At 68.4% G+C, this 21,222-nt stretch carries 20 protein-coding genes and 1 tRNA gene; 7 read left to right on the top strand and 14 right to left on the bottom strand.

Annotated elements, in window-relative coordinates:
- Positions 1-21: 21 nt before the first annotated feature.
- From ACY48E_RS11725 to recG, 5 genes are all read right to left on the bottom strand, one after another.
- A complete protein-coding gene (locus tag ACY48E_RS11725) occupies positions 22-726 on the bottom strand; it encodes a DivIVA domain-containing protein (RefSeq protein ID WP_462872351.1) in 705 nt (234 codons plus the stop codon).
- 123 nt (positions 727-849) lie between these two features.
- Positions 850-1,332 (bottom strand): pantetheine-phosphate adenylyltransferase, encoded by a 483-nt coding sequence (gene coaD, locus ACY48E_RS11720; RefSeq protein WP_462872350.1) that lies wholly within the window; start codon positions 1,330-1,332, stop codon positions 850-852.
- 10 nt (positions 1,333-1,342) lie between these two features.
- Positions 1,343-1,909 carry a 16S rRNA (guanine(966)-N(2))-methyltransferase RsmD gene (gene rsmD, locus ACY48E_RS11715; RefSeq protein WP_462872349.1) on the bottom strand — a complete coding sequence of 189 codons (567 nt, stop codon included), beginning with the start codon at positions 1,907-1,909 and terminating at the stop codon, positions 1,343-1,345.
- An 8-nt stretch (positions 1,910-1,917) separates the two neighbouring features.
- Positions 1,918-5,325, bottom strand: a complete 3,408-nt coding sequence (locus ACY48E_RS11710; protein WP_462872348.1) for a pyruvate carboxylase — start codon at positions 5,323-5,325, stop codon at positions 1,918-1,920.
- Between the two features lie 29 nt (positions 5,326-5,354).
- The gene (gene recG / locus ACY48E_RS11705; protein WP_462872347.1) at positions 5,355-7,601 is read right to left on the bottom strand and encodes an ATP-dependent DNA helicase RecG; all 2,247 of its coding nucleotides are present in this window, start codon (positions 7,599-7,601) and stop codon (positions 5,355-5,357) included.
- A gap of 153 nt (positions 7,602-7,754) precedes the next feature.
- Between recG and rpmB the strand changes: the two genes are divergently transcribed.
- A complete protein-coding gene (gene rpmB / locus ACY48E_RS11700; RefSeq protein WP_462872346.1) occupies positions 7,755-7,946 on the top strand; it encodes a 50S ribosomal protein L28 in 192 nt (63 codons plus the stop codon).
- Between the two features lie 89 nt (positions 7,947-8,035).
- Here the strand turns inward: rpmB and ACY48E_RS11695 are convergent, their stop codons facing one another.
- The 3 genes from ACY48E_RS11695 to ACY48E_RS11685 are packed head-to-tail and all read right to left on the bottom strand — an operon-like array spanning position 8,036 to position 10,240.
- On the bottom strand, positions 8,036-8,725 hold the full coding sequence (locus tag ACY48E_RS11695) for a uracil-DNA glycosylase (protein WP_462872345.1): 690 nt from the start codon (positions 8,723-8,725) through the stop codon (positions 8,036-8,038).
- Positions 8,722-9,246, bottom strand: coding sequence for a gamma carbonic anhydrase family protein (locus tag ACY48E_RS11690; protein WP_462872344.1), 525 nt, complete (start codon positions 9,244-9,246; stop codon positions 8,722-8,724). The genes ACY48E_RS11695 and ACY48E_RS11690 overlap by 4 nt, the downstream gene beginning before the upstream one ends.
- A gap of 22 nt (positions 9,247-9,268) precedes the next feature.
- The gene (locus ACY48E_RS11685) at positions 9,269-10,240 is read right to left on the bottom strand and encodes a thiamine-phosphate kinase (RefSeq protein ID WP_462872342.1); all 972 of its coding nucleotides are present in this window, start codon (positions 10,238-10,240) and stop codon (positions 9,269-9,271) included.
- A gap of 140 nt (positions 10,241-10,380) precedes the next feature.
- On the opposite strand from ACY48E_RS11685, the gene ACY48E_RS11680 reads away from it, so the two are divergent.
- Together ACY48E_RS11680 and ACY48E_RS11675 are read left to right on the top strand one after the other, a co-directional pair.
- Positions 10,381-10,608 (top strand): Lrp/AsnC ligand binding domain-containing protein, encoded by a 228-nt coding sequence (locus ACY48E_RS11680; protein WP_462872341.1) that lies wholly within the window; start codon positions 10,381-10,383, stop codon positions 10,606-10,608.
- A 31-nt stretch (positions 10,609-10,639) separates the two neighbouring features.
- Positions 10,640-11,191, top strand: a complete 552-nt coding sequence (locus ACY48E_RS11675) for a DUF3515 domain-containing protein (RefSeq protein WP_462872340.1) — start codon at positions 10,640-10,642, stop codon at positions 11,189-11,191.
- A gap of 3 nt (positions 11,192-11,194) precedes the next feature.
- On the opposite strand, the gene ACY48E_RS11670 is transcribed toward ACY48E_RS11675, so the two are convergent.
- Together ACY48E_RS11670 and ACY48E_RS11665 are read right to left on the bottom strand one after the other, a co-directional pair.
- On the bottom strand, positions 11,195-12,301 hold the full coding sequence (locus tag ACY48E_RS11670) for a D-alanine--D-alanine ligase family protein (RefSeq protein ID WP_462872339.1): 1,107 nt from the start codon (positions 12,299-12,301) through the stop codon (positions 11,195-11,197).
- A 32-nt stretch (positions 12,302-12,333) separates the two neighbouring features.
- Positions 12,334-13,332, bottom strand: a complete 999-nt coding sequence (locus ACY48E_RS11665; protein WP_462872338.1) for an NAD(P)H-dependent glycerol-3-phosphate dehydrogenase — start codon at positions 13,330-13,332, stop codon at positions 12,334-12,336.
- 82 nt (positions 13,333-13,414) lie between these two features.
- Between ACY48E_RS11665 and cofC the strand changes: the two genes are divergently transcribed.
- The 3 genes from cofC to ACY48E_RS11650 are packed head-to-tail and all read left to right on the top strand — an operon-like array spanning position 13,415 to position 17,162.
- Complete coding sequence (cofC, locus tag ACY48E_RS11660; protein WP_462872337.1) at positions 13,415-14,074, top strand: 2-phospho-L-lactate guanylyltransferase; 660 nt, start codon at positions 13,415-13,417, stop codon at positions 14,072-14,074.
- 35 nt (positions 14,075-14,109) lie between these two features.
- Positions 14,110-16,248, top strand: coding sequence for an RNA degradosome polyphosphate kinase (locus ACY48E_RS11655; RefSeq protein WP_462872468.1), 2,139 nt, complete (start codon positions 14,110-14,112; stop codon positions 16,246-16,248).
- Entirely contained in the window at positions 16,245-17,162 is a 918-nt protein-coding gene (locus ACY48E_RS11650) for an NUDIX hydrolase (protein ID WP_462872467.1), read from the top strand. The genes ACY48E_RS11655 and ACY48E_RS11650 overlap by 4 nt, the downstream gene beginning before the upstream one ends.
- Positions 17,163-17,210: 48 nt before the next feature.
- Here ACY48E_RS11650 and ACY48E_RS11645 read toward each other — a convergent pair whose 3' ends face one another.
- From ACY48E_RS11645 to leuC, 3 genes are all read right to left on the bottom strand, one after another.
- Positions 17,211-17,921 carry an HU family DNA-binding protein gene (locus ACY48E_RS11645; protein ID WP_462872336.1) on the bottom strand — a complete coding sequence of 237 codons (711 nt, stop codon included), beginning with the start codon at positions 17,919-17,921 and terminating at the stop codon, positions 17,211-17,213.
- A gap of 177 nt (positions 17,922-18,098) precedes the next feature.
- Positions 18,099-18,692: a 3-isopropylmalate dehydratase small subunit gene (leuD, locus tag ACY48E_RS11640; protein ID WP_462872335.1), complete on the bottom strand. Its 594-nt coding sequence runs from the start codon at positions 18,690-18,692 to the stop codon at positions 18,099-18,101.
- A 49-nt stretch (positions 18,693-18,741) separates the two neighbouring features.
- Positions 18,742-20,229: a 3-isopropylmalate dehydratase large subunit gene (leuC, locus tag ACY48E_RS11635; RefSeq protein WP_462872334.1), complete on the bottom strand. Its 1,488-nt coding sequence runs from the start codon at positions 20,227-20,229 to the stop codon at positions 18,742-18,744.
- Positions 20,230-20,300: 71 nt separating this feature from the next.
- Here leuC and ACY48E_RS11630 point away from each other — a divergent pair, with 71 nt between their 5' ends.
- Positions 20,301-21,017 carry an IclR family transcriptional regulator gene (locus tag ACY48E_RS11630; RefSeq protein ID WP_462872333.1) on the top strand — a complete coding sequence of 239 codons (717 nt, stop codon included), beginning with the start codon at positions 20,301-20,303 and terminating at the stop codon, positions 21,015-21,017.
- Positions 21,018-21,111: 94 nt separating this feature from the next.
- Here the strand turns inward: ACY48E_RS11630 and ACY48E_RS11625 are convergent.
- Positions 21,112-21,184: transfer RNA gene (locus ACY48E_RS11625), tRNA-Glu, on the bottom strand.
- Positions 21,185-21,222: the final 38 nt, after the last annotated feature.

Here is a 21,222-nt window from a genome sequence, read left to right as displayed (position 1 = left end):
CCGCGATCGACGAAAGGCCGGTCAGCGCAGTCCGTAGTCGGGAACCCCGTTGCCCGTGCGCAGCTGCTGGCGACCGCGGCCGACCGAGCGCAGGGTGCCGGTGAGCAACTCCTCGAACTCGGCGAGTTTGGTGTCGACGTAGAGGTCGCAGTCACCGCGCAACTGATCGGACTCGGCGTGCGCACCGTCGATGATCCGCGCGGACTCGATGTGGGCGGCCTGAACCACCTCGGTCTGCGAGACGAGTCGGGCCTGCTCGCTACGTCCCTCGGCGATACTGCGCTCGTGCGCGGCGGTACCGGCCGCGACCAGGCGATCGGCCTCCGCACGCGCCCGGCTGGTGAGCACCTCACTCTCGTGCTCGGCGTCGGCCACCAGTTGGCGCGCATGCGCGGTAGCCTCGGCGACCATCCGATCGGCGTGGGCCTTGGCGTCGGCGAGCAGTCGATCGGCCTCGTCACGGGCGTTCTCGACCGTCTCGCGGGCTTGCGCCGAGGCGGTGGCCACGGTCTTCTCGGCGCCGCTGCGCGCCTCGGAGACCAGGCGGTCACGATGATCGAGCACGTCCTGGGCGTCGTCGAGTTCGCTGGGGATGGCGTCACGGACGTCGTCGAGAAGTTCGAGAACATCCCCGCGCGGCACCACGCACCCCGCAGTCATGGGCACGCCTCGCGCCTCCTCGACAATGGCAACCAGCTCGTCGAGCGCCTCGAATACGCGGTACACGTACGCCACCCCATTCGGTATCGGTCACGGACTCCGCTTCCGAGTGTCCACGACCGCGGCGCAGTTGTGCGTCAGCCACCGGCGGCGAGTCGCGCAGTCAGCCACCGGCGGCGAGTCGCGCAGTCAGCCACCGGCCGCGAGTCGCGCCCTGAGCCTCTCGTGTGCGAGGTCGGGCAGCATCCCCTCGACGGAACCACCGAGTCGGGCAACTTCCTTGATGAGCGAACTCGACAGGTGGGAGGTGGCCGGGTCGGTGCCCAGGTACACCGTGTCCACGCCGGTCAGGTGTCGGTTCATCTGCGCCATCTGCATCTCGTAGTCGAGGTCGGCGCCTCCGCGCAAACCCTTGACGATGGCGGTGATCGATTGCTGCGCAGCGAAATCGACCAGCAGGCCCTGCCACGACTGCACCCGCACTGCAGGCAGGTGGGCGGTCGCGGCGCCGATCATCTCGAGGCGCTCGGCGATCGGGAACAGTCCGGCCTTGTTGGGATTGATCACCACGGTGACCACGACGTCGTCGAAGAGCGCGGCCGCACGGGTGATCACATCGATGTGTCCGTTGTGGACGGGGTCGTAGGACCCGGGGCAGACGACTCCGCTCATGGCCCTCAACCTACCGGGCAACCGGTCGGTGTTCGGCCCAGTCGAGGCGGGTATCGCCGTACGTGCGACTGCCCGTCGCGGTCAACGGCGCGGGCCACGTGGTCTGCGGTGAGCGGGCCGATCGTTCGAGCACCACCACCGCCCCGTCGGTCAACCACCCGCCGCCGACGAGATCGCACAGCACGGCGGACACCTCGAGCTCGTCGACACCGTAGGGCGGGTCGGCGAGCACCACGTCGAACGCCGGGCTCGCTGCGCTCCGGAGCATCGAACGGACGGGCGCGCGCCGCACCGAGGCACCGTCGAGTCCGAGCGAGGCGACGTTGGAGGAGATCACTGCCGCGGCACGGGAGTCCGATTCCACCAGCACAACCGGGCACGCCCCGCGCGAGAGCGCCTCGAGCCCCAGCGCACCCGAGCCGGCGTAGAGATCGAGCACAGCCGCTCCCACGAGGTCCACGCGCACCGTCAGGGCGTTGAACAGGGCCTCTCGGACACGATCGGACGTCGGTCTGGTCCCGGCCGGAGGTACCGCCAGCCGCCGTCCACCCGCGACCCCGGAGATGATCCGCGTCATCGGCCTCGTCAGTCCACGCTGGTGGTGTCACCGACCGAGATCACCGCGATCAGGTCACCACCCTCGACCGCCACCATCCCGGTGATCGGCAGCCGCGCAACGGTGCCGCTGCGCGGGGCGGTGATCGAGGCCTCCATCTTCATGGCCTCGATCGTGGCGATGACGTCACCCGCGGACACCGAATCGCCCACGGCCGCAACCATGGTCACAACGCCGGCGAAGGGCGCGGCCACATGCGTGGGATCGCTGCGATCAGCCTTCTCGGTCACGGGTGCATCGGCGACGATGGAGCGGTCGCGCACCGACACCGGGCGCAGGGACCCGTTGAGGATGCCCATCACCGTGCGCATGCCGGCGTCGTCGGGCTCGGAGATCGCCTCCAATCCGATGATGAGGTCGACACCCTTCTCGAGCTGAACACGGTGCTCCTCACCATGGCGCAGCCCGTAGAAGAACTGGTTGTCCGACAGGCGGGAGACGTCACCGTACGTGTCGCGGTGGTCGTCCAACTCGCGAGCCGGGCCGGGGAAGAGCAGGTGGTTGAGTCGGGCACGCCGCTGATCGCTGGTCCCGTCGAGCGCATCCAGATCGGCGGGCGAGAGGGAGGTCTCACCACGTGCAGGGCCTCGACCGGCAAGCGCCGCGCTTCGGAACGGCTCGGGCCAGCCACCGGCGGGGGTGCCGAGATCGCCGCGTAGGAAACCGATCACGGAATCGGGGATGTCGAACCGCCCGGGATCGGCGGCGAACTCCTCCACCGAGACGCCCCCGCCCACCAGGTGCAGGGCCAGATCGCCCACCACCTTCGACGACGGGGTCACCTTGATCAACCTGCCGAGGAGGCGGTCGGCGTCGGCGTACGCGCGCTCGATGTCCTCGAAGCGGTCGCCGAGGCCCAGAGCGATGGCCTGCTGCCTCAGGTTCGACAGCTGCCCACCGGGGATCTCGTGGGTGTAGACGCGACCGGTTGGTGCAGCGACCCCGGATTCGAAGGGCGCGTACACCTTTCGCAGCGCCTCCCAGTACGGCTCGAGGTCGCAGAGCGCAGACAGCGACATTCCGGTATCGCGTTCGGTGTTCGCGGCCGCCGCCACGATCGCCGACAACGGGGGCTGTGAGGTGGTGCCCGCCATCGGCGCGCTGGCCCCGTCGACCGCGTCGGCACCGGCCTGCCATGCCGCGAGGTAGGTCGCGAGCTGGCCGCCGGGGGTGTCGTGGGTGTGCACATGAACGGGCAGATCGAAGTTCGCGCGGAGCGCTCCCACCAGTGCGGCGGCGGCGGGAGCGCGCAGCAGTCCCGCCATGTCCTTGATCGCGATGATGTGGGCCCCCGCGTCGACGATCTGCTCGGCCAACCGCAGGTAATAGTCGAGTGTGTAGAGGCTCTCACGCGGATCGGTGAGATCGCCGGTATAGCTCAGGGCCACCTCTGCCAGCGTGGTGCCGCTCTCGCGCACGGCGTCGATCGCCGGGCGCATCTGGTCGACGTTGTTGAGCGCGTCGAAGATACGGAAGATGTCGATGCCCGACTTCGCTGCCTCGGAGACGAATGCCGTGGTCACCTTCTGCGGATACGCGGTGTAGCCCACTGTGTTTCGCCCGCGCAGCAGCATCTGCAGGCAGATGTTCGGCACTGCCGTGCGTAGCGCGTCGAGCCGCTCCCACGGATCCTCGTGCAGAAACCGCAGCGCCACATCGTAGGTCGCCCCACCCCATGCCTCGATGGAGAGCAACTGCGGGGTCGTTCGAGCCAGATGCCCGGCGACCGCCACGAGCCCGCGAGTGCGCACACGCGTGGCGAGCAGCGACTGGTGTGCATCACGGAACGTCGTATCGGTGACCGCCAGTGCACTCTGCGCGCGCAGGGCAGCGGCGAAACCGTCCGGGCCGAGCTCGAGCAGGCGCTGGCGACTACCGGGCGGCGGCGGTGCGTCCATGTCGACGTCGGGAAGCTTGTCGGCCGGGTAGAGCGCCGACGGGCGCTCACCGTTGGGCTTGTTGACAGTGACGTCGGCGAGATAGGACAGGATCTTGGTTCCGCGGTCGCCCGATCGGCGCGCCGCGACCAGATGAGGGCGCTCCTCGATGAACGACGTGCGCACCCGCCCTGCCTGGAAGTCGGGATCGTCGAGCACCGCCTGCAGGAAGGGAATGTTGGTGGAGACGCCACGAATACGGAACTCCGTCACCGCGCGTCGCGCGCGCGCCACGGCATCCGGGAAGCTGCGACCCCGGCACGTGAGCTTGACGAGCATCGAGTCGAAGTAGGCCGAGATCTCGGCGCCCAGGGTGGTACCCCCGTCGAGCCGGACCCCGGCGCCGCCCGGCGTGCGGTACGCCGTGATGCGGCCGGTGTCGGGCCGGAACCCGTTCGCCGGGTCCTCTGTGGTGATGCGGCACTGCAGGGCGAAACCCCGCGGGACGATCGACTCCTGGATCAGCCCGAGGTCGGCGAGCGAGGCCCCCGACGCCACCCGCATCTGCGCCTGAACCAGATCGACGTCGGTGATCTCCTCGGTGACGGTGTGCTCGACCTGGATACGCGGATTCATCTCGATGAACACGTATCGGCCCTCTCGATCGAGGAGGAACTCGACCGTGCCCGCGCACGTGTATCCGATCGATCGCGCGAAAGCTACAGCGTCCGAGCACATTCGGCTCCGTAGCTCGGGATCCAGACTGGGCGCCGGCGCCAACTCGATCACCTTCTGGTGACGACGCTGCACCGAGCAGTCCCGCTCGAAGAGGTGAACGACGTTGCCGTGGTTGTCCGCGAGGATCTGAACCTCGATGTGGCGCGGCTCCACCACGGCCTGTTCGACGAACACCGTCGCGTCGCCGAACGCCGACTCCGCTTCCCGCGCAGCGGCTTCGATCGCCTCGCGCAGGGACGAGCGCTGCGTGACCCGACGCATTCCGCGGCCGCCCCCGCCTGCGACGGCCTTGACGAACAGTGGCAGTTCCATCGACTCCGCCGCCGACATCAACTCGTCGACGTCCGTGGACGGCGCTGTCGAGGCCAGAACCGGCAGCCCCGCTGCCTCGGCCGCGGCGATCGCGCGTGCCTTGTTGCCGGTCAGCTCGAGGATCTCTGCCGAGGGTCCGATGAACGTGATGCCTGCATCGGCGCAGGCACGCGCGAGATCGGGGTTCTCGGAGAGGAATCCGTAACCCGGGTAGACCGCGTCCGCCCCCGAGCGAACGGCGGCATCGACGATGGTCTGCGCCGAGAGGTACGTCCGCACCGGGTGGCCGGGTTCGCCGATCTCGTAGGCCTCGTCGGCCTTGGTGCGGTGGATGGAATTGCGGTCCTCGTACGGGAACACCGCGACCGTGCCCAGACCCAGTTCGTACGCCGCACGGAAGGCCCTGATGGCAATTTCTCCGCGGTTGGCCACCAGCACCTTCGACACCATGGCGTAACGGTACCGCGAGCTGCCGTAGGTCAGCTCTTGTCCAGGAAATCCAGTCGATCGGTTGCCACGGCGGCTCGCGTCATGTTGCGCAGGCCCGGGTGCGCCGACAGGTCCGGGTCGCTCTCGACGACGGCGCGGGCCACCTCACGGGCATCGGTGATCACGTCCGCGTGATCGAGCAGCGACAGCAGCCGCAGCGTGCTGCTGGTGCCCGACTGGGCCGCTCCGAGGACGTCGCCCTCACGACGTTGTCGAAGATCGAGCAGGGCCAGATCGAATCCGTCGGTGGTCGCCGCCACCGCGACCAGGCGCCCCCTGGCCGGCGAGGCCGGGTTGGACGCGGTCATCAGGATGCACAGCCCCTGGTGGCCGCCGCGGCCGATGCGCCCGCGCAGCTGATGCAGCTGACTCACCCCGAAACGTTCGGCGTCGGAGATCACCATCACCGTTGCGTTCGGCACGTCCACCCCCACCTCCACCACGGTGGTGCACACCAACACGTCGATGTGCCCGGCGGTGAACGCGGTCATGGTCGCGTCCTTCTCGTCGGTGGGCAGGCGCCCGTGCAGCAGCCCCACACGCAGATCGGCGAGCGTGTCGGTGGACAGCGTCTCGAACATATCCAGCGCTGCCGTGGGCGGGGGCGGTCCGGACGGGGTGGGCGCGTCCTGGTTCTCGTCACCGATCCTGGCGCACACCACATATGCCTGGCGGCCACGAGCAACCTCCTCGCGGATACGCGCCCACACCCGGTCCACCCAGGTCGGCTTCTCGAGCACGGGCACCACGTTCGTCACGATCGGTGAACGGCCGCGCGGAAGCTCCGTCAGGGTCGACGTCTCGAGGTCACCGAGGGTGGTCATGGCGATCGTGCGTGGGATCGGGGTTGCGGTCATCACCAGCAGGTGGGGTGTGTTGCCGGCGCGGGCCTTGGCGCGCAACGCCTCCCGCTGTTCTACGCCGAATCGGTGCTGCTCGTCGATCACGACCAGACCGAGATCGAAGAACTCGACCGAATCCTGGATCAGGGCATGTGTCCCGATCACGATTCCGGCGTCCCCGGAGACGATCGAGAGCAGCGCGGCTCGGCGGGCCGCGGTGGACTGCGAGCCCAGCAGTAGTTCCACGCGCGTGGCCCGCTCGTCCGCGCCGAGCTCACCCGCGCATCCGAGCGGACCGAGCATCGCCCTGATGGACCGATGATGCTGGGCGGCGAGAACTTCGGTCGGTGCCAGCAGTGCGCACTGATAGCCGGCATCGACCACGGTCAGCATCGCCCGCAGCGCGACGATGGTCTTGCCCGACCCCACCTCCCCCTGCAGCAGCCGACTCATCGGATGGTCGGAGGCCAGATCGGTGGCGATCTCCTCCGCGACCACCCGCTGGCCGTCGGTGAGCTCGAACGGCAGGCGCGCGGAGAACCGGTCGGCGATCCCGTCGACCACGGCGCCGCAGCGATGAGAGCTACGGGTCCGCAGCAGGGCCCGTCGCTCCGCGAGGACCAACTGCAGGGACACCGCCTCGTCGAAGCGCAGCCGCTCGCGGGCCGAATCGATCTGCGCCGTATCGGTCGGGAAGTGCACCGCCCGCAGCGCACTGTCGAGATCGAGCAGAGCGCGGTCCCGTCGAATCTGCTCGGGCAACGGATCGTCCACCGGGGCCAGTGCGTCGAGAACTCGGCGCACGCAGCCGAGGATCGTCCAGCTCTCCATCTCCCGGGTGGCGGCGTACATCGGCAGGAACGGAAGGTCGAACATCGCCATGTCCACCTCGCCGCCGTCGTCTCGGGCCCCGCGAGCCATGCCGGCCAGCGCGCCGCCCCCGCGGCCGCTCGAGCGCACCAACTCCTCGGAGCCCTCGGCGGCCGTGCCGTCGAGGATCAGGTACCCGGGGTGGTTGAGCGACCAGCGCCCGTTGAAATACTTGACTGTGCCCGAGAACATCACCCGGGCGCCGAGTCGAATGGCGTGTTTGACCTTGTGCCCGTTGAAGAACGTCGCCGAGACGGTCTGCCCGTCGCAGGCGAGGTTCACCCGCAACATGTGGCCCCGGCGTGCGCGCATCGCGACCAGGTCGGCCTTGGTCACGGTGCCGACGACGGTGATGTGCTCGCCGTCGTCGGGATCGGTTCGCCCCAGTTCCTGTCCGGGCCGGACGTACCGCGTGGGATAGTGCCGAAGCAGGTCCTCGACGGTCACGATCGCGAAGGCCGTCTCGAGGGGCTCGGCCAGCGACGGCGAGATCACCGAGTCCAGCCTGTCGGTGAGCGCCGTCATGATGGCCGATCCTATGCCGGTTTGGACCAGCGCCCGCGATGCGGCTACCCTGACAGGGTTGCCCGACGGCGGCTCATCCTGCCGTCGGCACCACCCCGAGACCGTTCATATGCTTGATTCACCCGGATCACTGATCACAAGGAGTTCGCGACTATGGCTGCCGTCTGCGACGTTTGCGCCAAGGGACCCGGCTTCGGTAAGTCGGTATCGCACTCGCACCGCCGCACCAACCGTCGCTGGAACCCCAACATCCAGACCGTCCGCGCGCAGGTCGCGCCGGGCAACACCCGCCGCATGAACGTGTGCACCTCGTGCATCAAGGCCGGCAAGGTCGTTCGCGGCTGACACGCTCGTTCAGCATCGACGGAACCCGTCGCCTCTCCGGGGGCGGCGGGTTCTGCCGTTTCCGACGCACAGGAGCAGGTGGCGGGAAATCAGGGCAGGGTCCAGTCGACCGGTTCGCAGCCCTGTTCTGCGAGCAGGGCGTCGACCCGACTGAACGGGCGGGATCCGAAGAACCCGCGCGAGGCCGACAACGGCGACGGGTGTGCCGACTCGACCAGTGCGATCCCGGCTCCCCGCAGCATCGGCGCCAGGCTTCGCGCGTCACGACCCCACAGCACCGCGACCAGCGGGCGGTCACGCTCGAGCAGTGCGCTGATCGCCTGCTCCGTCACCGCCTCCCAACCCTTGCCTCGATGCGAGCCGGCCTCGCCGGGAGCGACGGTCAACACCCGATTGAGCAGCAACACGCCCCGGTCCGCCCACGGCGTGAGGTCACCGGTCGACGGTGTCGGCAGGCCGAGGTCCGCGCTGTACTCGGTGAAGATGTTGGCCAACGATCGTGGAATCGGGCGGACATCGGGAGCAACGGAGAAGCTCAACCCCACGGCGTGGCCCGGGGTCGGGTACGGGTCCTGACCGACCACGAGCACGCGCACATCGGCGAACGGCCGGGTGAAGGCACGCAGCACGTTCTCCCCCGACGGGAGGTATCCGCGACCGACCGCCTGCTCCGAACGCAGGAAGTCCCCCATCGCCGCGATCCGGTCCCCGGCGGGTGCGAGCGCCGCGGCCCAACCGGCCTCGACCAGGTCGGCGAGTGGGCGCCGCGTCGGGCTCACCCGTCCAACCTGCGCAGACTCTGGCGGTAGTAGGCACCGTTCGCGGCATACATCTGCACGTTGACATCGACGTGGCCGAGCGGGACCTCGAAGCCCTCCCGGACCTTCGCGGGAACGCCGAGCGCCATCGACCGCGCCGGCACCTCGAACTTGAACGGCACCACCGCACCGGCGCCGACGATGGCACCGTCGCCGACGACGGATCCGTTGAGGACCACCGATCCCGACGCGATCAGGCAGTGGTCGCCGATCCTGGCTCCCTCGACGTGGGCGTTGTGCCCGACCACGCACTCGGCGCCGATCACGGTCGGATCGATCGGCGTGCAGTGCACCACCGTGCCGTCCTGAATGTTGGTGCGCTCACCGATGGTGATGGTGCCGTAGTCGCCGCGCAGAACCGCGCCGGGCCACACGGACACGCCCGCGGCGAGGGTGACGGCACCGATCACGACGGCGTCTGGATGAACGTAGGCAGTGGGGTCGATGGTGGGCTCGCGGTCACCGAGGGCGTAGATGGGCATGGCCGTAGGGTGCCAGACGGCGTCAGAAGCTCGTCCACCCCGGCCGTCGGTCGGGCGCGCTCGCGGCAACCGTCACCGGGTGTGCACCGCGGTCGACGACGGATCCGACCACACGCCATCCCGGCGGCACGGAACCGGCGGCGAAGGTGGCGACCAACGCGTGATCCTCACCTCCGCCGAGGACCCAGTCGACGGGATCGAGGTCGAGGTACCGCCCTGCTGCTACGAGATCGTCATCGGGTTCGAGCGCGTCGGGATCGAGGTCGATCGAGACCGACGATGCGTTCGCGATGTGCGCGAGGTCGCCGAGAAATCCGTCGGAGATGTCGATCATCGAGCTCGCGCCGGCCCGCGCCGCCACCGGACCAGCCGCGTAGTCCGGCGTCGGAACCAGATGGGCGGCAACGAGTTCGGGCCACCGCTCGCGCGCCGGCGCCCCGTCTCGCTCGAGCAACGCCAGGCCGGCGGCGGACCGACCGAGCGAGGAGTTGACGGCCACCACATGGCTCACCTCGGCCCCCGAGCGAACCACGGGCGGACGACCTTCGAGATCTCCGAGTGCGGTGATGGAGATCACCAACACCTCCCCACGCACCAGATCGCCGCCCACGATGGCGGCGCCGGCACGCTCGGCCTCGGCCCACAGGCCGGCGTTGAGGCCGGCGATCCGGGTGAGCGACGTGTGCGGCGGGCACGCGAGCGCCACGACGAAACCGGTGCACCGAGCGCCCATCGCAGCGATGTCGGCGCCGTTCTGTGCGATGGCCTTGCGGCCGATATCCGACGGAGCGGACCAGTCGAGCCGAAAGTGTCGGTCCTGCATCAACATGTCGGTGGTGACGACCACGCGGGAGTCCGGCGCGGAGACGACGGCGGCGTCGTCGCCCGGTCCGAGGACCGTGTGGCGGCTCTGTGTGCGGCCGCCGAGGAGGCGGCCGATGAGCGCGAACTCACCGATCGTTCCCACGGACTCGCCGGGATCGGCCTCGCTCATCCCAGTCCTCCCATCACCGGCGTCTGATCCAACTCGGCCGGAGTTGCTCGGCCGGAACCTCGTTGCGCTCTGCGGTAGGTTCTCATGCACCGACCCGGGCCGGGTCGGTCAGGGCAGCGAGTACACGAGGGGGTCGACCCGTGGTGCAGGCATACGTGCTGGTGCAGACCGAGGTCGGTCGTGCTGCGACCGTCGCCCGCGCGGTGGCCGCTCTCAGCGGGGTGGTCTCTGCCGAGGACGTGCTCGGCCCGTACGACGTGATCGTGCGCTGCGAGGCCGCCACGGAGGACGCTCTGACCGCCACGGTCGCCGCGATCGTCTCGGTCGGCGGCATCACTCGCACCCTCACGTGCCGGCTCGCCACCTGAGGCATCCCCGCCTCGGTAGGCTCGAGGGATCATGAGTGCTCCCGACGTTCGGCCCCGCATGCACCCGGCCGTTCTGGCCACCGCCATCGCTCTGCCGATCGCGCTGGTGGTCGGGGTGATCGTGGCGGCCGTGATCGCCACCCGGACGCCGTCGCGCGAACCGGTGGCCGTCGGCGCCGTCGATTCGCCGAAGGCCGGCACCGTCGAGTGCACCAACTTCGTGGCGGCCCTGCCGACGTCGTTCGGGGACTGGACGCGCGGTGTCCTCGCCGAGCCCGCACCACCGGCCACCGCTGCGTGGCAATCCGATGGACCCGATCCCATCGTGGCGCGATGCGGTCTCGCACGTCCGGCCGAGTTCGTCGCGGACTCGACGCTGACGGTGGTCGACGGGGTTCAGTGGTTCGAGGTCTCGGGCGCCGCGCAGGGACTCGACGCATCCACCTGGTACGCCGTCGACCGGACGGTCTACATCGCAGTCACGATCCCCGGCGGTTCGGGGCCGACTCCCCTGCAATCGATATCGGGGGCGATCACCCGAACGCTGCCCGCGGTCCCGCTCGACCCCGGCCCCATTCGATAGCGCTCAGCGCAACCCGGTGCCCCGCGCGATGGCGGTGTCGACGAGCGTGGTGAGCAGGGTGGTCGCGTCGACCCCACTTGCGTTCCACATTCGGTTGTAGAGGGATATCGACGTGAAGCCGGGCATGGTGTTGATCTCGTTGATCACCGGTCCGTCCTCGGTGACGAAGAAGTCCACCCGCGCGAGCCCCTGACAGTCGAGCGCGTGGAAGGCCTCGATCGCCAGCTCGCGTATCCGCTCGGTGGTCTCGTCGGGCAGATCGGCCGGGATGGAGAAGCCGGCGACGTCGTCGAGGTACTTGGTGTCGAAATCGTAGAACGACGGACCTGCCGGATCGCCTGCAGGAATGGTGATCTCGGCGACCACACTCGCGCGGACGGACCCGTCCGGGAACTCGAGGACTCCGCACTCGACCTCACGACCGACGATGCCGGCCTCGACGATCACCTTCGGATCATGCGCCCGCGCGGTGCGCACGGCATCGGCGAGGCCGTCCCAGGAGGTGATTCGCGTGATCCCCACCGACGAACCACCGCGTGCAGGCTTGACGAAGGCAGGCAGTGCGAGGTCGTCACGCTGTGCAGGTGTGAGGTCGTCGGTGCCGGGCCGCAGCACCACCTGGCGACCGATCGGAAGCGACGACGCCGCGAGGAGCTTCTTCGTGAACTCCTTGTCCATGGCGGCGGCACTGGCCAGCACACCGGCACCGACGTACGGCAGACCCGCGATCTCGAGCAGGCCCTGAATGGTGCCGTCCTCACCGAACGCACCGTGCAGGAGCGGGAAGACCACGTCGACCGTGGCGAGAACACCGAGTCCGGTGCCGTCCCCGGAGATCGTGGAGATCACGCCCGGCCGGGCCGCATCGACGGTGAGCGACACCGACTCGCCCCGCGACACCGCGGGCAACTCGCGCCCGTGCGCAACGAGTTCCGCGGGGCTCTGCGGTCCCACCACCCACGTTCCGTCGGTCGTGATACCCAGCGGAACCACGTCGAACCGCTCGGGATCGAGTGCCCCCAGTACGTTGCCCGCGGACAGGCACGAGACGGTGTGCTCGCTACTGCGTCCGCCGAAGAGCACCGCAACCCTGATACGCCTGTCCGTCACGAGAGCACCGTACCGGCTCGGCAGCGGACCACTCACTCGGACCGGTGCGCACGTCCGAGTAGGTTCGCCATGGCCTCACGCACGGACAGGCCCTCGTGGCACACGCGGTTGACGTTCTCCGTCAGAGGCATCTCGACACCGTGCCGCTCGGCGAGCGCCTTGACCGATCCGCAGGACTTGACCCCCTCGGCGACCTGCCCGTTGGTGGCGCGCTGCGCGGCGTCGAGGGTGTCGCCGGCGCCCAGTCGCTCACCGAAGGATCGGTTGCGTGAGAGCGGCGACGAACAGGTGGCGACGAGGTCACCCACCCCGGCCAACCCCGCGAAGGTGTAGGCACTCGCGCCGACGGCCACCCCGAGCCGAATGATCTCCGCGAGCCCGCGGGTGATGATGGATGCTCCGGTGTTGCTGCCGTAGCCCAGACCGGAGGCCATCCCGCAGGCGAGGGCGATCACGTTCTTGCACGCACCCCCGATCTCGCAACCGATGACGTCCTCGTTGGTGTACGGGCGAAAGTACGACGTCGCGCACATCTGCTGCAGCGCCCGCGCCCGTTCGGGATCGGGGCACGCCAACACAGTCGCCGTGGGCTGCTCCGCCGCGATCTCCTTGGCCAGGTTGGGACCCGACAGCGCGGCCACCCGCTCCACCGGTGCGCCGGTCACTTCGCAGATCACCTCCGACATCCGCAACAGGGTTCCGGTCTCGATGCCCTTGGCGAGTGTGAGCAGCGTCGAGTCCGGCGGAACCAGGTCGCGCCACTGCTCGAGGTTGGCGCGCAACGATTGCGACGGAACCGCCAGTACGACGCAGTCCGCTCCGTCGAAGGCGTCGGCCGCACTCGACGTCGCGCGGATGGTCGGCGGGAGGGCCACGCCGGGAAGGTAGTCGGGGTTCTCGTGTGTGGCGTCGATGGCAGCCGCGAGTTCGGGCCGCCGAGCCCACATCACCACCTCGGTGCCCGCGTCGGCGAGAACCTTCGCGTACGCCGTGCCCCACGATCCGGAGCCGAGAACCGCTGCCTTGACCATCCTCGAGCCTCCTGCCTGGTGTCAGCGCATCACCATAGCCCGTCGTCCGCCGCCGACACCTCCTGCTGGCAGGATCGCCCCCATGTCCTCGGCAACGTCACCTGCACGCGGTGTGCATCTGGTCGTTGCGGTGAAGAACCTCGCCGAGGCCAAGTCTCGGCTCGGTCCGGACTTCGACGACGACACCCGAGCCCGGCTCGTCCTGGCCATGCTCACCGACACCGTCGCGGCCGCGCTGCCCGCCGTCGGCGGCTGGTCGGCCGTCACGCCCGATCCGCGGGTCGCCGAGACGGTCCTGGCCCTGGGCGGCGCGGTGATCGCCGAACCGAACGGCACCGCCGGGCGCCTGAACGCAGCACTCGCCTCGGCCGCCGCGCTGGTCCGCGCAGCCGATCCCGCACCGGACGTCCTGGCCCTGCAGGCGGACCTCCCGGCCTTGCGCACCGAGGAGATCGCGGAAGCTCTCGCCCTCGCGCCCTCCGGGCGATCTGTTGTGCTCGATCACACCGGACGCGGCACGAGCGCCCTGATCCTGCGCGGCGAGACCGATCTCGATCCGCGGTTCGGGCCGGATTCGGCGCGCCGGCATCTCCAGTCCGGTGCGCACGCCCTGACAGGTCGGTGGCCGGGGCTGCGGCTCGACGTCGACACGCGCGACGATCTGCGGGCCGCGCTCGATCTCGGAATCGGTGACCGCACACGTGCGCTACTCGAGCACATCGGGTGGCCCGGTGAGGAATGATGGCGATCGTGAGCATCGACGAGGCATCCGAGAACATGCACGACTCCGCGCCCGAATCGACCGGCCCGAACCCTCCCCCCGCAGCGACCGCCGACGTCGACACTGCCGACCCGCTGCCCGAGGACCGCTACCTCAACCGTGAACTGAGTTGGCTCGACTTCAATGCCCGCGTCCTGGCGCTCGCCGAGGATTCCTCCCTCCCCCTGCTCGAGCGCGCCAAGTTTCTGGCCATCTTCGCCAGCAATCTCGACGAGTTCTACATGGTGCGCGTCGCCGGTCTCAAACGTCGCGACGAGACGGGTTTGTCCGTCCGGTCCGCCGACGGGCTTTCCCCGCGTGAGCAACTCGCGCTCATCGGCCGTCGTACCCAGGAGATCGCCGAGCGCCACGCGCGCGTGTTCGGCGATCGTGTCCTACCCGAACTGGCCGAGGCAGGGATCTCGGTCACGCGCTGGGCGCAGTTGTCGGACGACGATCGCGCGAGCTTGACCAAGTACTTCCACGAGCAGGTGTTCCCCGTTCTGACACCGCTGGCGGTCGATCCGGCACATCCCTTCCCCTACATCAGCGGGCTCAGTCTCAATCTCGCTGTGACGGTTAAGGATTCGTCGACCGGGGGCGAGCACTTCGCGCGCGTGAAGGTGCCCGACAACGTCGACCGGTTCGTCAAGGTCGCCCGTCCGGACAACCCGGCGGGTATTCCGGCCTTCCTGCCGATGGAGGAATTGATCTCCGCCCACCTGGACGTGCTCTTCCCCGGCCTCGAGATCGTCGAACACCACGCCTTCCGGATCACGCGCAACGCCGATTTCGAGGTCGAGGAGGATCGGGACGAGGACCTGCTGCAGGCGCTCGAACGCGAGCTGGCGCGGCGCCGGTTCGGCTCGCCCGTTCGCCTCGAGGTGGCCGACGACATGACCGAGCACATGCTCGAGCTGCTGCTGCGTGAGCTCGACGTCGACCCGGGTGATGTCATCCAGGTGCCGGGCCTGCTCGACCTGTCCTGCCTGTGGCAGGTGTACGGCGTGGACAAGCCGGGCCTGAAGGACGCCCCCTTCGTTCCCGCGACACACCCCGCGTTCGGCGAGCGCGAGACCCCGCGAAGCATCTTCTCCACCCTCCGCGACGGCGACGTGCTGCTGCACCATCCCTACGACTCGTTCTCCACCAGCGTTCAGCGATTCATCGAGCAGGCGGCCGCCGATCCACACGTGCTGGCAATCAAGCAGACGCTGTATCGAACCTCCGGCGACTCACCGATCGTCAATGCACTCATCGCTGCCGCCGAGGCCGGCAAGCAGGTGGTGACGCTCGTGGAGATCAAGGCCCGATTCGACGAACAGGCCAACATCGCCTGGGCGCGCAAGCTCGAGCAGGCCGGCGTGCACGTGGTGTACGGCCTGGTGGGACTGAAGACGCATTGCAAGACATGCCTGGTGGTGCGGCGTGAGGGGTCAACTATCCGCCGCTACTGCCACATCGGGACGGGCAACTACAACCCCAAGACCGCACGGCTCTACGAGGACGTCGGATTGATCACGGCCGCACCGGATATCGGCGCCGACCTGACGGACCTGTTCAACTCGCTGACCGGATATTCGCGCAAGGAGCACTACCGCAATCTTCTCGTGGCGCCCTTCGGGGTTCGCTCGGGGATCATCGAACGCATCGACGATGAGGTGCGCGCACACCAGAGCGGCGCCGAGGGGGCTCGAATTCGCCTCAAGGCAAACGCTCTCGTCGATGAGCAGGTCATCGATGCGCTCTATCGCGCCTCGCGCGCCGGAGTGCCCGTAGAGGTGGTGGTGCGCGGGATCTGCGCTCTGAAGCCGGGCGTACCCGGACTGAGCGAGAACATCCGCGTGCACTCGATACTCGGTCGCTTCCTCGAACACTCCCGCGTCCTGCACTTCTCGGCACTGAAGCAGATGTGGATCGGCAGCGCCGACATGATGCACCGCAACCTCGACCGCCGCGTCGAGGTGATGGTGCAGGTCACCGAGGGCCGGCTCGTCGACCAACTGTCGGCGATGTTCGACTCGGCCTTCGATCCGACCACGCGATGCTGGTTGCTGGGCCCGGACGGAACCTGGACCGCCGCCCCCGCCGACGGGGAGAAGGTTCGTGATCACCAGGTCGCGCTCATGCGCCAACGCCGCTACACCGGATCCTGATCGCCGTGCCCGGCAAGACCCCGGCGACCATCCACGCGGCCGGTGCGGTCCTGTGGCGTTCCTCGCCAACTCACGGTCGTGAGTTCGCCGTGGTGCACCGACCGCGCTACGACGACTGGTCGCTTCCCAAGGGCAAGGTCGAGCCCGACGAAACTCCGATCGTGGCAGCCGTCCGAGAGATTCGGGAGGAGACGGGCTTTCGTGCGCGTATCGCAGGCGTGGTGGGCGAGGTGTCATACCGGGTACGCAAGACCCCGAAGGTGGTGACCTTCTTTCACGCCGAAGCGGTCAGCGGGTCGTTCGAGATCAATTCCGAGGTGGACCTGCTCGACTGGCTTCCGATCGACGATCTCGCCGACCGACTGACATACGACCTCGAGCGCGCGACCATCGAGCGCTTCCGCGAGCGCCCGGCGTCGACCTCGACTGCAATACTGCTCCGGCACGCCCGCGCGGGCAGCAAGTCCCGATGGCGCGGTGACGATCGTGAGCGCCCCCTCGATTCGGTGGGAGTTCGCCAGGCCAGTGCTCTGGTTCCGGTCCTCGACTGCGTCGGTGCGACCCGCGTGGTGTCGGCGGACAGGACCCGTTGCGTGCAAACAGTTCACCCGTGGGCCGCGACGGCGGGCGTACAGATCGATCGTGTGCGCCTTCTGACCGAGGAGGGGTATGCCGCACACACCGCGCGTGCGCGTGAGCGTGCCCGCACCATTGCACTGACCGGTGGTGGCGTGCCGGTGATCTGCTCGCAGGGCAAGGTGATTCCGGACCTGGTCCAGTGGTGGGCAGCGCGGGACGGGGTCGACGTGGGCCGCGTGCGAACTCGCAAGGCGAGTCTGTGGATCCTGTCGTTCGACGGGGTGCGCCTGGTGGCCGCCGACTACATCGATTCCCCACTGCCCGGGGCGATCTGAGGGCAGCGGGGAATCGGAGTAGGGGGATCGGGCCTACCTGCGCGCGACCTACTTGCGCGCGGCCTTCTTGGCGGGCGCTTTCTTGGCCGGCGCCTTCTTGGCGGGAGCCTTCTTGGCCACGGTCTTGGCGGGGGACTTCTTGGCCGCCGTCTTGGCGGGAGCCTTCTTCGCCGGCGCCTTCTTGGCCGGCGCCGTGGTGGCTGCCTTCTTGGCCGCGACCTTGGCCGGCGCCTTCTTGGCGGGGGCCTTCTTCACAGCGGTCTTGGTCGGTGCGCTCTTCGCCGGGGCCTTCTTCACGGGAGCCTTCTTGGCCGGGGCCTTCTTCACGACAGCCTTCGCCGGCGCCTTCGCGGGAGCCTTTGTCGCGGTGGCCTTCTTGGCCGGCGCCTTCGTGGCCACGGCCTTCTTGGCTGCCCCGGCGCGCTTCGCAGGAGCGGCAGTGGCGCCACGCTTGACTGCGGGGCCGGTGGCGGGCAGACGCTGACCGCCGGCGATGACGGCCTTGAACTGGGCGCCCGGACGGAACGCCGGAACCGACGTGGGCTTGACCTTCACGGTTTCACCGGTCCGCGGGTTGCGGGCCACCCGCGCTGCACGGCGACGCTGCTCGAAGACACCGAAACCGGTGATGGTCACAGACTCACCCCGGTGCACGGCGCGCACGATGATGTCGACCACGTTCTCCACCGCCTCGGTGGCGGTGCGCCGGTCCGAACCGATCTTCTCGGTCAGCGCGTCGATCAGTTCAGCCTTGTTCATTGGACTTCCTCCGGTGCGACGATGGTCCATCGAAGAGGGACCGACTCACGACACGGTAAACCCGAAAAGGCCCCGGAGTCTACGAGACTCGCCAATTCAGGGAACATTTCTCCACGACGGCCGGTGGGAGCGGTTGACGCTACTACCGCCCTGCGACTGCAGCCGGGGTGTCGACCGCTATTGGGAAATAGTGACAGGCTTCCATGTCGGACGGTGATTTTCGAACTCGGAAATCGCCTCTACCTGCCGCAATGTCAGACCGATATCGTCGAGACCCTCGAGCAGGCGCCACCGGGTGTAGTCGTCGATTTCGAAGCGCACCACGAGAGTTCCCGCGGTGACGGTCTTCGCAGTGAGATCGACGGTGAGCTCGATCCCCGGTTGCTGTTCGATCGCTTTCCAGAGCAATTCCACGTCGGATTGGTCGACAACGGCGGCGAGGAGGCCCGCCTTTCCTGCGTTTCCGCGGAAGATGTCGGCGAACCGCGAGGCGATCACGACTCGAAAGCCGAAGTCCGAGAGCGCCCACACCGCGTGCTCACGCGACGAGCCGGTACCGAAATCCGGACCGGCCACCAGCACCGAACCATTGTCGAAGGGGGCGACGTTGAGGACGAAGTCCGGATCGGTACGCCAGCCCGCGAACAGCCCGTCCTCGAAGCCGGTACGGGAGACCCTCTTGAGATACACCGCCGGAATGATCTGGTCGGTATCGACATTGGACCGACGCAGCGGCACCCCGATTCCGGTATGGGTGGTGAATGCTTCCATGATCGTTTTCTCCGTTCGAGGAATTGCGACGGTCGGTGCGCAGCTGTGGCTACGGTCGGTCGAGATCGCTGGGGGCAGACAGGCGCCCGCGCACCGCGGTTGCGGCCGCCACTGCCGGTGAAACCAGATGGGTGCGCCCGCCCTTACCTTGCCGCCCTTCGAAGTTGCGATTGGAGGTCGACGCCGAACGTTCGCCGGGCGCAAGCTGATCGGGGTTCATGCCCAGGCACATCGAGCACCCCGCCTGGCGCCACTGCGCCCCGGCCGCAACGAAGATCTCGCCGAGACCCTCCTGCTCCGCCTGCGCGCGCACCCGCATGGAGCCGGGCACCACGAGCATGCGCACACCCGGTGCCACCGACCGACCTTCGAGTATTCGCGCCGCCACCCGCAGGTCCTCGATACGTCCGTTGGTGCACGAGCCCAGGAAGACGGTGTCCACTGCGATCTCACGCAGGGGCGTACCCGGTCGAAGATCCATGTACGCCAAGGCCTTCTCGGCGGCGATGGACTCGTTCTCGTCGGCGATCTGCGCGGGATCGGGCACCGTCGATCCCAGCGGGGCACCCTGGCCCGGGTTGGTCCCCCAGGTCACGAACGGCGACAGCGAGTCGGCGTCGATCCTGACCTCTGTGTCGAACACCGCACCCGGGTCGGTTGCGAGCGTGTTCCAGTGCGCGACAGCCGCATCCCAGTCGGCGCCGGTCGGTGCATGCGGGCGCCCGCGCAGGTAGTCGTACGTGGTCTGATCCGGCGCGATCATCCCGGCCCGCGCACCCGCCTCGATCGACATGTTGCAGATGGTCATGCGCGCTTCCATCGACAGTGCTCGGATCGCACTGCCGCGGTACTCGATCACGTGTCCCTGACCCCCGCCGGTACCGATCTGAGCGATCACGGCCAGGATCAGATCCTTGCTGCTGACATCGGGGCCCAGTTCACCATCGACCGTCACGGCCATCGTCTTGAAGGGGCGCAACGACAATGTCTGCGTGGCCAACACGTGCTCGACCTCGCTGGTCCCGATACCCATGGCCAGCGCACCGAACGCGCCGTGCGTCGAGGTGTGGCTGTCACCGCACACGACGGTCATCCCCGGCTGTGTGAGACCGAGTTGGGGACCGATGATGTGCACGATGCCCTGATCGATGTCTCCCATCGGGTGGAGTCGAATTCCGAACTCGGCGCAGTTGCGACGAAGTGTGTCGACCTGGGTGCGCGAGACGAGGTCCGCGATGGGCTGGTCGATGTCGACGGTCGGGACGTTGTGGTCCTCGGTCGCGATGGTCAGATCGGGGCGACGCACCGGTCGCGAGGCCAGGCGCAGACCGTCGAACGCCTGTGGGCTGGTGACCTCGTGCACGAGGTGGAGATCGATGTAGATCAGATCGGGCTTCTGCGCGTCACCTGTGCCCGTGCCACCCGAGACCACCACATGCTCGTCCCAGACCTTCTCCGCCAGGGTCCGAGGCCGGGTTCGGTTCGCGGCCGTCTCGATCCCGGCGGTGTCGGTGACGGCGGTGTCGGCGCTGCTCATGATGTCCATCCTCGTCCACCCGTGGTTCTCAGAGTGCTAGTTCTCATTATGTGGGATTACAGTATCGCTCTATGGGACACGATAGCGGCATCGGCGTGCTCGACAAAGCCGTCCTCCTGCTCCGAACGGTCGCCGAGCATCCATGCTCGCTGGGAGAGCTGTGCGAACGCACGGGGCTCCCCCGCGCAACGGCGCACCGCCTGGCGATCGGCCTCGAGACCCACCGCCTGATCGCCCGCGAGAACGATGGGATTTTCCGACCCGGTCCGGCTCTCGGCGAACTCGCCGCCTCCGCACGCGACCCACTGCTCGAGGCCGCCACGTCGGTACTGCCCCGTCTACGCGACATCACCGGCGAGAGCGTGCAGCTCTACCGGCTCGACGGCACCGACCGAATTTGCATCGCCGCGGTGGAACCACCGACCGGGCTGCGCGACACGGTGCTGGTGGGGGCTCGCCTACCGATGACGGCCGGAAGCGGCGCCAAGGTACTGCTCGCGTGGGCGGACGACGGACTTCGCCGCACCGTGCTTCCCGGGGCCCGGTTCACCGAACGCTCGCTCGCCGAGGTCCGTCGACGAGGCTGGGCGCAGAGCGCCGGCGAACGCGAAGCCGGGGTGGCCAGTGTCGCTGCGCCCGTGCGTGATCCATCGGTGTCCGACGAATTCGCATCGGTTGTCGGCGCCATCTCGGTGTCCGGTCCGATCGATCGGATGGGACGGCGACCGGGCTCGCGATGGGCTGCGGACCTGCTCGCCGCAGCGGAGGCGATCGGCAAGAGACTGTGACACCGGCACGAGACTGCGACACCGGCACGAGACTGCGACACCGGCACGAGACTGCGAAAGGGGCCTCCCGATTGGGAGGCCCCTTTCATCGTTGTAGCCCCGACGGGATTCGAACCCGCGCTACCGCCTTGAGAGGGCGGCGTCCTAGGCCGCTAGACGACGGGGCCAGGAACTTTCAGGTACTGCTGGTGAGCCGGCTGAGCGT

This window comes from Rhodococcus sp. AZ1, from assembly GCF_054979605.1.
The sequence above is the reverse complement of the archived record's forward strand: the minus strand, read 5'-3'. Positions and strand labels throughout refer to the sequence as shown.

What these genes read in the sequence shown, in the direction of transcription:
- ACY48E_RS11655 (WP_462872468.1), top strand. Translation starts at nt 14,110, where the DNA reads ATGCACGACTCCGCGCCCGAATCGACCGGCCCGAACCCTCCCCCCGCA.
- cofC (WP_462872337.1), top strand. Translation starts at nt 13,415, where the DNA reads ATGTCCTCGGCAACGTCACCTGCACGCGGTGTGCATCTGGTCGTTGCG.
- ACY48E_RS11665 (WP_462872338.1), bottom strand. Translation starts at nt 13,332, where the DNA reads ATGGTCAAGGCAGCGGTTCTCGGCTCCGGATCGTGGGGCACGGCGTAC.
- recG (WP_462872347.1), bottom strand. Translation starts at nt 7,601, where the DNA reads ATGACGGCGCTCACCGACAGGCTGGACTCGGTGATCTCGCCGTCGCTG.
- ACY48E_RS11690 (WP_462872344.1), bottom strand. Translation starts at nt 9,246, where the DNA reads ATGCCCATCTACGCCCTCGGTGACCGCGAGCCCACCATCGACCCCACT.
- ACY48E_RS11645 (WP_462872336.1), bottom strand. Translation starts at nt 17,921, where the DNA reads ATGAACAAGGCTGAACTGATCGACGCGCTGACCGAGAAGATCGGTTCG.
- ACY48E_RS11685 (WP_462872342.1), bottom strand. Translation starts at nt 10,240, where the DNA reads ATGAGCGAGGCCGATCCCGGCGAGTCCGTGGGAACGATCGGTGAGTTC.
- ACY48E_RS11710 (WP_462872348.1), bottom strand. Translation starts at nt 5,325, where the DNA reads ATGGTGTCGAAGGTGCTGGTGGCCAACCGCGGAGAAATTGCCATCAGG.
- rpmB (WP_462872346.1), top strand. Translation starts at nt 7,755, where the DNA reads ATGGCTGCCGTCTGCGACGTTTGCGCCAAGGGACCCGGCTTCGGTAAG.
- coaD (WP_462872350.1), bottom strand. Translation starts at nt 1,332, where the DNA reads ATGAGCGGAGTCGTCTGCCCCGGGTCCTACGACCCCGTCCACAACGGA.
- ACY48E_RS11675 (WP_462872340.1), top strand. Translation starts at nt 10,640, where the DNA reads ATGAGTGCTCCCGACGTTCGGCCCCGCATGCACCCGGCCGTTCTGGCC.
- leuC (WP_462872334.1), bottom strand. Translation starts at nt 20,229, where the DNA reads ATGAGCAGCGCCGACACCGCCGTCACCGACACCGCCGGGATCGAGACG.
- rsmD (WP_462872349.1), bottom strand. Translation starts at nt 1,909, where the DNA reads ATGACGCGGATCATCTCCGGGGTCGCGGGTGGACGGCGGCTGGCGGTA.
- leuD (WP_462872335.1), bottom strand. Translation starts at nt 18,692, where the DNA reads ATGGAAGCATTCACCACCCATACCGGAATCGGGGTGCCGCTGCGTCGG.
- ACY48E_RS11630 (WP_462872333.1), top strand. Translation starts at nt 20,301, where the DNA reads ATGGGACACGATAGCGGCATCGGCGTGCTCGACAAAGCCGTCCTCCTG.